Annotated in this window: 11 protein-coding genes; 10 read left to right on the top strand and 1 reads right to left on the bottom strand. The window is 61.3% G+C overall.

Features of this window, described 5'->3' with window-relative positions:
- Positions 1-430 precede the first annotated feature (430 nt).
- Entirely contained in the window at positions 431-2,311 is a 1,881-nt protein-coding gene (locus tag A8C75_RS03795) for a bifunctional sugar phosphate isomerase/epimerase/4-hydroxyphenylpyruvate dioxygenase family protein (RefSeq protein ID WP_067378320.1), read from the bottom strand.
- 240 nt (positions 2,312-2,551) lie between these two features.
- Between A8C75_RS03795 and pcaQ the strand changes: the two genes are divergently transcribed.
- From pcaQ to A8C75_RS03745, 10 genes are all read left to right on the top strand, one after another.
- A complete protein-coding gene (pcaQ, locus tag A8C75_RS03790) occupies positions 2,552-3,505 on the top strand; it encodes a pca operon transcription factor PcaQ (RefSeq protein ID WP_067378317.1) in 954 nt (317 codons plus the stop codon).
- Positions 3,506-3,588: 83 nt separating this feature from the next.
- Positions 3,589-4,773 (top strand): bifunctional 3-oxoadipate enol-lactonase/4-carboxymuconolactone decarboxylase PcaDC, encoded by a 1,185-nt coding sequence (pcaDC, locus tag A8C75_RS03785; RefSeq protein WP_067378313.1) that lies wholly within the window; start codon positions 3,589-3,591, stop codon positions 4,771-4,773.
- A gap of 1 nt (position 4,774) precedes the next feature.
- Positions 4,775-5,473, top strand: a complete 699-nt coding sequence (gene pcaH, locus A8C75_RS03780) for a protocatechuate 3,4-dioxygenase subunit beta (protein ID WP_227819832.1) — start codon at positions 4,775-4,777, stop codon at positions 5,471-5,473.
- Positions 5,474-5,476: 3 nt separating this feature from the next.
- Positions 5,477-6,076 carry a protocatechuate 3,4-dioxygenase subunit alpha gene (pcaG, locus tag A8C75_RS03775; RefSeq protein WP_067378308.1) on the top strand — a complete coding sequence of 200 codons (600 nt, stop codon included), beginning with the start codon at positions 5,477-5,479 and terminating at the stop codon, positions 6,074-6,076.
- Positions 6,077-6,089: 13 nt separating this feature from the next.
- Entirely contained in the window at positions 6,090-6,920 is an 831-nt protein-coding gene (locus tag A8C75_RS03770) for a 3-oxoadipate:acetyl-CoA acetyltransferase (RefSeq protein WP_067378306.1), read from the top strand.
- A 94-nt stretch (positions 6,921-7,014) separates the two neighbouring features.
- Positions 7,015-7,872, top strand: a complete 858-nt coding sequence (locus tag A8C75_RS03765; RefSeq protein WP_067378303.1) for a CoA transferase subunit A — start codon at positions 7,015-7,017, stop codon at positions 7,870-7,872.
- Positions 7,873-7,885: 13 nt separating this feature from the next.
- Complete coding sequence (locus tag A8C75_RS03760) at positions 7,886-8,656, top strand: CoA-transferase subunit beta (RefSeq protein WP_067378300.1); 771 nt, start codon at positions 7,886-7,888, stop codon at positions 8,654-8,656.
- Between the two features lie 10 nt (positions 8,657-8,666).
- Positions 8,667-9,878 (top strand): 3-oxoadipyl-CoA thiolase, encoded by a 1,212-nt coding sequence (gene pcaF / locus A8C75_RS03755; RefSeq protein ID WP_067378297.1) that lies wholly within the window; start codon positions 8,667-8,669, stop codon positions 9,876-9,878.
- A gap of 113 nt (positions 9,879-9,991) precedes the next feature.
- On the top strand, positions 9,992-11,323 hold the full coding sequence (locus tag A8C75_RS03750) for a class-II fumarase/aspartase family protein (RefSeq protein WP_067378294.1): 1,332 nt from the start codon (positions 9,992-9,994) through the stop codon (positions 11,321-11,323).
- Positions 11,324-11,369: 46 nt separating this feature from the next.
- The gene (locus tag A8C75_RS03745; protein ID WP_067378291.1) at positions 11,370-12,305 is read left to right on the top strand and encodes an AEC family transporter; all 936 of its coding nucleotides are present in this window, start codon (positions 11,370-11,372) and stop codon (positions 12,303-12,305) included.
- The last annotated feature ends 196 nt before the right edge of the window (positions 12,306-12,501 follow it).

Here is a 12,501-nt window from a genome sequence, read left to right as displayed (position 1 = left end):
GATAGCCCCTGTTTCGCCCTTTTGGGCGCCTTACTTTTCTTTGCTCGTGCGAAAGAAAAGTAAGCAAAAGAAACACGCCCTAAGAAGCCTTCACACTGCGCGCTGGAACGATTTTCCGGGCGCCTGCCTTCAAGGTGAAGAGCCTGCACGGCTTTTATCGGATCTGCGGCTCGGCATCCCTGCCTCGCCCCTGAAGGGCCTGATCGAAAAATAGCCCCAGTGCTCGCCGGCTTCTCACGGGGCCCGGGTGCCGCCCTCAACTATCTGGAAATGCTGCGGAACCGATTGAGGCGATATTGACAGCCCAAGTAGCGAAGCCATGACAAACTTTGTGCCATGCGCACCTCACCCGCCCTGCTAACCAATAACCAATAACTAATCACAAATTACAAATTACAAACCACAAATAACTAATGGCCTTAACAGCCGATCAAAGCCCCTCGTCGCGGCGGTACTGCCGGGCCTGGGAGGCCATGCGGATATGGGCATTGGCTTCGCCGTAACGGTCATAATTGCCAATACGTTGCACCACTTCGAAAAAGACACCGTGGGCTTCGCGGGTATAGAAGTGGAAGAATTCGCCGTCGTCATTGCGATCATACAGAATGTTCAGGCTGCGCAGGCGGGCCAGTACGTCGGGCTCAGGCGCAAAGCGTGCATCCAGATCACGGTAGTAGTTTTGCGGAATGGGCAGCAACTGCTCAGCGCCCACCGCAGTAGCCGCCGCAAAGATATCCTCGCAGGCAAAGGCGATCTGCTGCACGCCTGACCCCTTGGCCTTGTGGATAAAGCGCTGCGCCGAGGCTTCCCGCGCGGCGGTCATGTTAAGCGGTATGCGCACCCGGCCATCCCGGCTCTTGGCCACGCGGCTCACCACCAGGCCATAGATATCCGGCAGGTCCGTACTGGCTTCAACCTCGAAGCCGAACAGCGATTTGTAGAAAAAGGACGCCGACAGGAAGTCGGTATTGGATACCGTCTGGCCTATATGATCGATGCGCTGCAGCCCGACACTGGACTCGCCGGTATCGTCCAGCGCCACAAAGTCGATATCGAAAAAGCGGAACTTGCCCGGGCGTTCGACAAAGTACACCAGGCTGTCACCTATGCCGCGGATGGCCGGAATGTTCAGCTCGCCGGGGCCGGCCTGATTGGCAAAACGACTGCTGCGGTAGCGCTCGGTGCGCGCCAGCATGGCGCCCAGATCGGTGGTGGCAAAGGCCAGGGCACAGATAGACACGCCGTGGGCCTGGTAGTGCTCATGGGCCTGGCTCAGAGGTTCGCGGTTCAGCACCAGGTTGATGTCGCCCTGGCGCATCAGGCTGACATTCTTGGAGCGGTGGCGGTGAGTTTCGCGAAAGCCCAGACTCTGCAGCAATGCCACCAGCTCGGCGCCACTGTCACCTTCGACGGCAAACTCGATAAACTCGACATCGGTGATCTCGGGCTGCGGTGCCGGGGCCGCCGCGGGCTCAAGTGCAGCTGCCTGTGCGGGCGTAGCGCTGGTCTGCTCGTCGAGCCAGATCAGTGAGCGCATGCCGTCCACAGCCTTTTCCAGCGGCGACGAGGAGCGGAATTCATCATTAAAGATTTCATGGGACAGGTAATCGTCAAAGCCCTTGTCCTTGAGGCACTGCACGAACTCCACCACCGGCAGGTCGCCCTGTCCCGGGAAGCAGCGAAAATGCCGGCTGTAGTGCAGCACTTCCATCTGCAGCCGTGGCGCATCGGCCACCTGCACCAGGGCTATCTTGTCGATGGGAATCTCGTCGCGCAGCACATCCAGGGTATTGCCGCGGGCAAACATATGGAAGGTATCCAGATTAATGCCCAGATTCGGGTGATCGGCGCGTTTGATGATATCCCAGGCAACGTCGTAATCCGCCACATGGCGGCCCCAGGCCAGCGCCTCGTAGCCAATGATAAAGTCCTGCTGGCGAGCCAGTTCCGCCAGTTCGTGCAGATCGGCGGCGGCACGGTCGCGATCATCGATCACATGGGGCGACACGTTGCTGCAGATCAGCAGTCGTTTGGTGCCCAGCTCATGCATCAGCTCGAACTTGCGCTGTGCCCGGTAAAAGTTCTGCGTGCGCCAGGGTTCCGGCATTGCCTCGAAGTCGCGAAACGGCTGCAGGGCAATGATTTCGAGCCCCAGATCTTCCGCCATCAGGCGTAGATCCCGCGCCGTGCCATCGAACTGAGTCAGATCGTTCTCGAAAATTTCCACGCCATCAAAGCCCGCCTGCGCCGCGGCGCGCAGCTTTTCCTGCAGTGAACCTGAAATCGTGACCGTCGCGAGTGCCGTTTTCATGCTGTATTCCTGAAGATGCCTGGGCCGTTGCCGCGCCCATACATTGGCGCAGGCGGCTGAAATTTGTCATTGCGACCACACTACTCTGGTGATGCCGCGCTGATAAATGAATAATGCGCCTACTTAAATATCGAATTCGATATGATATGAACTACATTTAGCTATCTAAAACGCAGAATAGCTATGCGTTCAACGATTTATAAAACACCCTATACTTTAGACGAACTATCGGAGTATTCCATGCTTGAGAACCGCATCAAGTACCGCCACCTGCAGTGCTTTCTGGAAGTTTCACGCCAGGGCAGCGTCGGCGGTGCGGCCGACGTGCTGGCGCTGACCCAGCCTGCGGTGTCGAAAAAGCTCAAGGAACTGGAGGAAATGCTGGGCGTACGGCTGATGGAACGCAGCAAGAAAGGCGTGGAACTGACCCAGTTTGGCGAGGTGTTTCTGAAATATGCCGGCGCCAGTGTCGCGGCACTGCGCGAAGGCACCGACAGCATTGCCCAGGCCCAGCAGCGCGGCAAACTGCGCCTCAGTATCGGCGTGCTGCCGACGGTCGCCACCAGTATTCTGCCAAGGGCCGTACAGCGTTTTCGCCAGGGCGGCATCGATGTCACCCTGAATCTGCAGACCGGGCCCAATGCGCTGCTGCTAAGCCAGCTTCGCGTTGGCGAACTGGATCTGGTGGTCGGCCGTCTGGCCGAACCCGAACTGATGGCGGGGCTCTCCTTCCAGCACCTCTATTCGGAGCGCATTGCCTTTGCGGTACGCCCAGGCCATCCGCTGTTACAGAACCCTGCGCTGAATGTGCGGGATCTGGGCGCCTACCCGGTGCTTTACCCGCCCAAGGATTCCATCATAGCGCCCACCGTTGAGCGCTATCTGATTAGCCAGGGCATAGGTGCACTGCACGACCGCATCGAAACCGTGTCCGATGGTTTCGGCAAGGAATACATCCGCCAGACCGATGCCATCTGGATCATTTCCAGGGGGGTGGTGGCGCGGGAAATTGCCGATGGCATTTTCAGTGAACTGCCACTGGATACGCGGGAAACCCTTGGCCCCGTGGGCCTGACAACAAGGGCCGATACCATTGCATCCCCCGCGTTGCAGTTGCTCATGAACGCAGTGCGGGATGTAGCCCTGGCAATTAAAGCTACTGACCCCGACACACATATCAATAAGAATATATAAAAACCATTAAACGTCATTTTACATATCGGAAGAAGTTTAAGAAAGTAGAGACATAAGCTGCAACCACACCAGGGTCAATGACTATGCACAGCCTGTCGCTCAACGGAGAATTCATCCACTACCAGCTGGACGGTCCATCGCATTTGCCGCTGCTGGTTTTTTCAAATTCACTGGGGACCGACCTGCGGGTCTGGGACCCTCTGCTGCCCGAACTCAAGGACCAGTTCCGCTTCCTGCGCTACGACAAGCGCGGCCACGGCCTGTCGTCCTGCCCGCCAGCGCCCTACCAGCTCGATGACCATATCGACGATCTGATCGGTCTGCTGGATGCTCTGGAACTGAGCCAGGTCACGCTCTGTGGCCTGTCGGTGGGCGGTCTGATCGCCCAGGGCGTCGCCGCCAAACGCCCGCAGCTGGTGAAAAACCTGATCCTGTGTGACACCGCCCACAGGATAGGCCCCGCGTCCGGCTGGGATACCCGCATCGATACGATACGTGCGCACGGCCTGGAGTACATTGCCGACGCCGTGATGGAACGCTGGTTTGCCGCCTCCTTCCGCCAGGAAAAAACCGCCGAAGTCGCCCTGTGGAGCAACATGATGGTGCGCACCCCGGTGGAAGGCTATATCGGCACCTGTGCCGCTATCCGCGATGCAGATCTGACCGCAAGTTCCGCCGCGCTGACCCAGCCCACGCTTTGCGTGGTGGGCGACGAAGACGGTGCCACGCCGCCGGACCTGGTGCGCTCCACCGCCGAGCTGATCCCGGGTGCCCGTTTTGAAATCCTCGCCAATGCCGGCCACCTGCCCTGCGTTGAACAGCCCAAAGCCCTGGCCGCACTGATCCGCGATTTCCTCGCCGAGGTGACCGAGCCCCTGAGCCGCTACGAGCAGGGCATGCAGGTTCGCCGCTCGGTGCTGGGCAACGCCCATGTCGACCGCGCCGAAGCCAACAAGACCGCCTTCGATCAGCCCTTCCAGAGCTTTATCACCGAAGGCGCCTGGGGCTCGGTCTGGAGCCGGCCTACACTGAGCAAGCGTGATCGCAGCCTGATCACCATTGCCCTGATGGCGGCCCTGGGCCACGACGAAGAGCTGGCCATGCATATCCGCGCCACCGCCAACACCGGTGCGACGCTGGACGAAGTCCGTGAAACCCTGTTGCACCTGGGCGTCTACGCCGGTGTACCCGCATCCAATGTCGCCATTCGCATCGCCAAGGAAACCTACACCGGCATGGGAATCGCTATTGATGGAGGTAAGAACTGAGATGAGCACCCTAACCAAGCGCGACTGGGCCAGCCATGCGGCTTATATCAGCCCCGAATACAAATCCACCCTGCTGCGCGGCGTATCGCAAAGCCTGGTCGACATTGACCCCGAGCTGTCCGAGCTGACCGGCCCCGCCTACGGCGCCGAAGTGCTGGGACCGCTGGACCATGACCTGACCAAAAACGGCCAGGTCAATGGCGAGCCCCAGGGCGAGCGTATCGTGGTCACCGGTCGCGTGCTGGATGAAAACGGCAACCCGGTCGCCAACACCCTGGTGGAAGTCTGGCAGGCCAACGCCGCCGGTCGCTACGTGCACAAGGCCGACCAGCATGACGCGCCGCTGGACCCGAACTTCCTCGGCTCCGGCCGCTGCCTGACCGACGCAAACGGTTGCTACCGCTTTTACACCATAAAGCCCGGTGCCTACCCCTGGGGCAACCACCCCAACGCCTGGCGCCCGAACCATATTCACTTTTCCCTGTTCGGCCCGTCCATCGCCAGCCGCCTGGTGACCCAGATGTACTTCCCGGGTGATCCGCTGCTGGCGCTGGACCCAATCTACGCCTCGGTGCCGGCCGGTGCCCGCGAGCGCATGGTGGCGGACTTCTCGATCGATGTGACCGAAGAAGGCTTTGCCCTGGGATATATCTTCGACATCGTGCTGCGTGGCGTGAATGCCACCCCAATGGAGGACTAATTCATGTCACTGAAGCAGACACCGTCCCAGACCGTAGGCCCCTACTTCGCCTATGGCCTGACCGCCGAGCAGTACCACTATCCCCAGAGCCAGATTGCCACCGGCGCCATGGCCAGTGACGAGACCCTGGGCGAGCGCATCCGTATTGTCGGCCAGGTATTCGACGGCCAGGGCCAGCGCGTCAACGATGCCATGATCGAACTCTGGCAGGCCAATGCCGCCGGGCGCTTCAATCACCCCAACGATGCCCGTCAGTCCCGCCCGCTGGACCCGAACTTCAAGGGTTTTGGCCGCGTCGGTACCGGCACCACAGTGGACAACAGCTTTCGCTTTGACACCATCAAGCCGGGGGTGGCCCAGGCGGGCCTGGCACCTTATATCTCGGTGATCGTATTCATGCGCGGCCTGCCGAACCATGCCTACACCCGGCTGTATTTCAGTGACGAGGTCAGCCTCAACGCCGAAGATCCGGCACTGAAGAAGGTCGATGCTGCCCGTCGCGACACCCTGATCGCCACGCGCCACGAAACGTCCACCGGTGTGGAATACCGTTTCGACATCCATATGCAGGGCCCGCACGAAACCGTGTTCTTTAATTTCTAACAAGGATAAAGCCATGACCCGCCCCTGTATCATCAGCGTTGCCATCACCGGTTCCCTGCCACAGAAAGCCAATAATCCTGCGGTGCCCATCACCCCGGCCGAGCAAATAGAGTCGACCCACGAAGCCTTCGAGGCCGGTGCGACCCTGGTGCACCTGCACGTACGCAACGAAGATGGCAGCACCTCGTCGGATCCGGCACGCTTCGCCGAGGTACAGGAGGGCATCCGCAAGCATTGCCCCGGCATGATCATTCAGTTTTCCACCGGCGGGCGCAGCGGCCAGGGCGACGAGCGTGGCGGCATGCTGCACCTCAAACCCGATATGGCATCCCTGGCCACGGGTTCGGTCAACTTCGGTTCCATCGTCTATGCCAACTCGCCGGCGCTGATCGATGATCTGGCCGAGCGCATGCTGAAGTACGATATCAAGCCCGAGATCGAAGCCTTCGACCTGTCGATGGTGTTCAACACGGCCAAGCTGGTGGAACGCGGCCTGATCAAGGCGCCGGTGCACCTGCAGTTCGTGACCTCGATTCCGAACGCCATTCCGGCCAACCGCGAAGTGCTGGAGTTCATGATCAAGCAGTACGAAAAGGTCTGCCCCGGCGGCACCTGGACGGCCGCGGGCATCGGCAGGCATCAGCTCGAACTCAACAAGTGGGCGCTGGAGCTGGGCGGGCATGTCCGCACGGGGCTGGAAGACAACGTGCGCTTTGACAAGAACACCCTGGCCAAGAGCAACGCCCAGCTGGTGGAGCGCCTGGCCGGCATGGTGGTCGATCATGGTCGCACCGTCGCCACCCCCGCCGAGGCCCGCGCTCTGCTCAGCCTGCCTGCAGCCTAAGCACCCCAAAAAATAACCGCTTTATCTGCACCGACAGCGGGGCTGCGCGCCCCGCTGCCAACACCACTGCATTCGATTATCGGAGGATCATTCCATGACCCTGTTTGTTTCGTTAAAAGAAGCGATCGCCGCCAACGTCTTTGACGGCGACGTGGTTGCACTGGAAGGCTTTACCCACCTGATTCCCTACGCGGCCGGACACGAAATCATCCGCCAGCAGCGCCAGGATCTGACCCTGATCCGCATGACGCCGGACCTGATCTACGACCAGCTGATCGGCATGGGCTGCGTCAAAAAGATGATCTTCTCCTGGGGCGGCAACCCCGGTGTTGGCTCCCTGCGACGTTTTCGCGATGCCTACGAAAAGAGCTGGCCCCACAAGCTCGAAATCGAGGAGCACAGCCACGCCGCCATGGCCAATGCCTATGAAGCGGGCGCCGCGGGCCTGCCCTGCGCGGTCTTTCGCGGCTACCTGGGCGCAGGTCTTGCCGAGGTGAACCCCAATATCCGCTTTATCGAATGCCCCTTCACCGGCGAGCGTCTGGCCTCGGTGCCATCGATCCGCCCCGATGTCACCATCATTCATGCCCAGAAAGCCAACCGCAAAGGTGATGTTCTGATCGAAGGCATCGTCGGGGTACAGAAGGAAGCGGTGCTGGCCGCGAAACGCGCCATCGTCACGGTGGAAGAAATCGTCGATAACTTCGACGACGTTCACCCCAATGCCTGCGTACTGCCGAACTGGACACTGAAAGCCGTGGTGCAGGTACCGGGAGGCGCCCACCCGTCCTATGCCAAGGGTTACTACGAGCGCGACAACGCCTTCTACAAGGCCTGGGACCCGATCGCCAGCGAACGCGAAGGCTTCCAGGCCTGGATGCAGGAAAACGTGCTGAACCAGGGCCCTGAAGTTTTCGCCAGCCGCGTTGCCTTTACCCAGGCCCAGAAGTAACAGGAGCCACCAGATGAATTACACAGCAACCGAAATGATGACCGTGGCCGCGGCCCGCGCCATCCGCAACGACGATGTCTGCTTCGTCGGTATTGGCATGCCGTCCGCGGCCTGCAACCTGGCCCGCCTGACCCATGCCCCCGACGTCACCCTGATTTATGAATCTGGCACCATCGGCACCAAGCCCGATGTACTGCCGCTGTCCATCGGCGACGGCGAACTCTGCGATACCGCCGTCACCACAGTGGCGGTACCGGAAATGTTCCGCTATTGGCTGCAGGGCGGACGCATCTCCGTCGGCTTCCTGGGCGCCGCCCAGCTCGACAAGTTCGGCAACCTCAACACCACCGTGGTCGGCGGTGACTACAACAATCCGAAAGTCCGCCTGCCAGGCGGCGGCGGCGCCCCCGAGATTGCCACCTCCTGCGGCGAGATCTTTATCGTCATGAAGCAGTCGTCCCGTGGCTTTGTGGATAACATCGATTTCATGACCTCCCTGGGGCACGGCAAGACCGGCACCGAGCGCGAAGCCCTTGGCATCAAGACCCGGGGCCCGAGCCGCCTGACCACGGACCTGTGCATCATGGAAACGGACCCCGACGCCAAGGAGTTCATCGTCACCTCCATTCACCCGGGTGTGACCCGCGAGCAGATCGCAGAAAATACCGGCTGGGCAATACGCTTTGCCGACCAGGTGGTCGAAACACCGGCACCGAATGACACCGAGCTCGGTGCGCTGCGCGCCCTGAACGAACGCACCGCCCGCGCCCACGCCGGTAAATAAGGAAGCCCCCATGACCGTTGCCTATATCTGCGACTACGTGCGCACCCCCATCGGACGCTTCGGCGGTGCTCTCGCCCAGGTGCGCCCGGACGACCTGGGTGCCGTACCCCTCAAAGCCTTGCTGGAGCGCAACCCCGGGCTCGATCCCCAGGCCATCGACGATGTGATCTTCGGCTGTGCCAACCAGGCTGGCGAAGACAACCGCAACGTGGCGCGCATGTCATCACTGCTGGCCGGCTACCCGACCTCCGTGACCGGCACCACCATCAATCGCCTCTGTGGTTCGGGTATGGACGCCATCCTGATGGCGGCCCGCGCCATCAAGGCCGGTGAAGCCGACCTGATGATTGCCGGCGGCACCGAAAGCATGACCCGCGCCCCCTTCGTGATGCCCAAGGCCAGCAGTGCTTTCTCGCGTACTAACGAAGTGCATGACACCACCATCGGCTGGCGCTTCGTCAATCCGAAGATGAAGGCCGAATACGGTGTTGATTCGATGCCGGAAACCGGCGAGAACGTGGCCGAGCAGTTCGGCATCAGCCGCGCCGACCAGGACGCCTTTGCGCTGCGCTCGCAACAGCGCGCCGCCCGCGCCCAGGCCGCCGGCATCTTCGCCGAAGAAATCGTGCCGGTAAGCATCCCGCAGCGCAAAAAGGGCCCTATCCTGTTTGCCCGGGATGAACATCCCCGTGCCGACACCACCGCCGAGATCCTGGCAAAGCTCGGCACGCCCTTTCGTGCCAACGGCAGCGTCACCGCCGGCAATGCCTCGGGCGTCAACGACGGTGCCGCCGCGCTGATCATCGCTTCTGAAGCGGCGGTAAAAAAATACGGCCTGACCCCGATCGCCAAGATTCTTGGCGGCGCGACGGCCGGCGTCGAGCCGCGTATCATGGGTTTTGGCCCGGCACCGGCGAGCCAGAAACTGTGCCAGAAGCTGGGCATGCGCATCGAGCAGTTCGATGTGATCGAACTGAACGAGGCCTTCGCCTCCCAGGCACTGGCCACACTGCGCGATCTCGGGCTGCCGGACGATGCCGAACAGGTGAATCCCAACGGCGGCGCCATCGCTCTGGGGCACCCGCTGGGCGCCTCGGGTGCGCGCATCACCGGCACCGCAGCGCTGGAACTGAAGCGCCGCGGCAAGCGCTATGCCCTGGCCACCATGTGCATCGGTGTGGGCCAGGGTATCGCCATAGCATTGGAAGCCTGTCGGACTTAACACTGATCTACTGCGGAAAAGCCCGACAGGCTTCTCGAAGCCGTTTAAACTTTTTACCGAGCCGCCGGCGACAGGATGTCGCCGGTTCGGTTTTTATCGACAATGGAGACAGCATGATTCAGGTATCCCCCTTCGACTCCGGCCTCTACCAGACCCTGCTGTCCGACACCGAGGCCGGGCTCTGGCTCAATGACCAGGCCCAGCTTAGCGCCATGCTCAAGGTCGAGGGGGAGCTGGCCATGGCCCAGGCCGAAGCCGGCCTGATACCCGCAGACGCCGCCGCCGCCATTGCCGCGGCGGCGGCGTCCCTCATTCCAGATCCCGCCAGTCTGGCCGCCGGTACGGCCTCTGCCGGTGTGCCGGTGCCGGCCCTGGTGAAGGCACTGAAAGATGTCCTGCCAGCCGAACAGGCACGCTGGGTACACTTTGGTGCCACCAGCCAGGATATTGTCGATACTGCGCTGATTCTGAACTGCCGCGAACTGATCGCACTGCATGAAAGCCGCATCAGAGCACTGATTGGTGCCCTGGCGGACCTGGCCGAGGCGCACCGCAACACCCTGATTGCCGGACGAACCCGCACCCAGCAGGCCGTACCCATGAGTTTTGGCTTCAAGGTGGCACAGTGGCTCTCGCCCTTGCTGCGCCAGCTCGAGCGCCTCGAAGAACTGAAACCCCGACTGCTGAAAACCCAGCTCGGCGGCGCCGTGGGAACCCTGGCCGCCATGGGCGACAAGGCCGATCTGAGTGGCCAGATCCTGGCCCGCCGGCTGGATCTGGCCTGCGGCAGCAACTGGCATACCCAGCGCGATGCCCTGGTGGAACTGTCTGGCTGGCTCGGCCTGTCCACCGGGGCTCTGGGCAAGATGGCTCAGGACTGGCTGCTGATGTCGCAGACCGAGGTGGGCGAAATCCGCTTCAGCAATGGCGGTGGTTCCTCCACCATGCCGCAGAAATGCAATCCGGTGAACGCCGAAATCATTCTTGCCATGGCGCGCCAGAACGCAGGCCTGGTCGGCCAGATGCACCAGGCCATGCTGCACGAACACGAGCGCAGTGGCAGCAGCTGGGCACAGGAGTGGCTGGTACTGCCACAACAGCTGATGGCCACCGCCGTGGCACTGCGCCACGGCCTTGAAGCGCTGCAGTTTATCGAGATCAATGCTCCGTGCATGCTGCGGAATCTGGGCGCCTTTAACGGCGTCATCTACGCGGAAGCCGCCACCTTCGAGCTGGCCCGCAGCATGCCCCGCGACCAGGCGGCGCAGCTGCTCAAGGATGCCTGCCAGCAAGCTATCGCGGGCGATGAGCATCTGTTCAAGATAGTGGCGAGGCTCAGCGGTGTGCAGCTTGATGTTGCCCAGATGCAGCAACGCCTGCTGGGCGACGGTGCCACCGGTGTCTGGCTCGATACCCTGCTGCAACAAGCGCACGCCCTGCGCTAATACCCCCCAACAAATCTGCTGATACCCTGTTGCCACGGAGGCACCCATGCTGGCTGTACTGTCCACCACAGCGCCGATCTTTATGCTCATTGCGCTGGGCTTTGTCGCGGTGCGGACACGGCTGATGCCCAGCGACGCCATCCCCGGCCTCGGCCGCCTGGTGATGTATTTCGCCATGCCGGCGATGATTTTCAGCACCCTCACCAACATGAAGTTCGACGAGGTCATAGACCCGACCTATATGCTGGTGTATGGCCTGGGCTCTGCCCTGGCGCTGGCGGCGGGTATCGGGCTGAGCAAATTACTGTTCCGGGATTCCATCGCCGCAGGTGGCGTAAAAGGGATCGGCATGGCGCTGTCCAACAGTGCCTTCTTTGGCTATCCGGTGCTGCTGCAGGTGTTTGATGATCCGCCCACCAATGCCTTCGCCATGGGTCTGATGATCGAAAACATGCTGATTCTGCCGCTGGCGCTGGTGCTGATTGAGTACGGCGTCGGGCGCCAGAACGGCACGACTCTGGCGAGCGCCTGGAAGTCGGTGCTGGTGCGGGTCATGCAAAACCCGCTGATCATCGCCATAGTCGCAGGCATTGTGGCCTCGGCCATCGAACTGCAGTTGCCGGCGGTGGTCAACCAGAGCCTTGACATGCTCGCCGGCGTTGCCGCTCCGGTGGCACTGTTTGTGGTCGGTGGCTCCCTGGTCAACAGTTCGCTGCGCGGCAGTGTGTCTGAAATCAGCATGGTGGTGGTGGGCAAGCTGGCGCTACACCCGCTGATGATGGTGTTACTGATCTGGCTGCTGCCGGACTTCGACCCGCGTCTGCAGCTGGCCGCGGTACTGATGGCCGCCATGCCGATGATGAGCATCTACCCGATCATCGGCGGCAATTACGGCTACCGCAATCTCTGCGCCAGCATACTGCTGGTCACAACGGTGCTGTCCTTCGTCACCATCACCCTGACACTCAAGCTGCTGCTCTAGAGCACTTTCATCTTGCCTCGCCCCATTGCGATCATTGAGACGAGATTAAGGTGGCCCTGTTGGAGCCTGTGCAGGCTGGGGTATCAGAGCGGTTTGATGACGCGTATTGCGCCTTGCTGGCGCGTTACTTTCTTTGCTCGTGCAAAGAAAGTAACCAAAGAAACACAAGCCCCGATGAAGCCTATTCGCTGTGCTC

This window comes from Marinobacterium aestuarii (assembly GCF_001651805.1).
Taxonomy (GTDB): Bacteria; Pseudomonadota; Gammaproteobacteria; order Pseudomonadales; family Balneatricaceae; genus Marinobacterium_A; species Marinobacterium_A aestuarii.
Note: the sequence above shows the minus strand (reverse complement) of the source record. Positions and strands in the feature narration are given on the sequence as shown.

Excerpts from the sequence above, each read along its gene's own strand:
- A8C75_RS03795 (WP_067378320.1), bottom strand. The coding sequence starts at position 2,311 with ATGAAAACGGCACTCGCGACGGTCACGATTTCAGGTTCACTGCAGGAA.
- pcaQ (WP_067378317.1), top strand. The coding sequence starts at position 2,552 with ATGCTTGAGAACCGCATCAAGTACCGCCACCTGCAGTGCTTTCTGGAA.
- pcaDC (WP_067378313.1), top strand. The coding sequence starts at position 3,589 with ATGCACAGCCTGTCGCTCAACGGAGAATTCATCCACTACCAGCTGGAC.
- pcaH (WP_227819832.1), top strand. The coding sequence starts at position 4,775 with ATGAGCACCCTAACCAAGCGCGACTGGGCCAGCCATGCGGCTTATATC.
- pcaG (WP_067378308.1), top strand. The coding sequence starts at position 5,477 with ATGTCACTGAAGCAGACACCGTCCCAGACCGTAGGCCCCTACTTCGCC.
- A8C75_RS03770 (WP_067378306.1), top strand. The coding sequence starts at position 6,090 with ATGACCCGCCCCTGTATCATCAGCGTTGCCATCACCGGTTCCCTGCCA.
- A8C75_RS03765 (WP_067378303.1), top strand. The coding sequence starts at position 7,015 with ATGACCCTGTTTGTTTCGTTAAAAGAAGCGATCGCCGCCAACGTCTTT.
- A8C75_RS03760 (WP_067378300.1), top strand. The coding sequence starts at position 7,886 with ATGAATTACACAGCAACCGAAATGATGACCGTGGCCGCGGCCCGCGCC.
- pcaF (WP_067378297.1), top strand. The coding sequence starts at position 8,667 with ATGACCGTTGCCTATATCTGCGACTACGTGCGCACCCCCATCGGACGC.
- A8C75_RS03750 (WP_067378294.1), top strand. The coding sequence starts at position 9,992 with ATGATTCAGGTATCCCCCTTCGACTCCGGCCTCTACCAGACCCTGCTG.
- A8C75_RS03745 (WP_067378291.1), top strand. The coding sequence starts at position 11,370 with ATGCTGGCTGTACTGTCCACCACAGCGCCGATCTTTATGCTCATTGCG.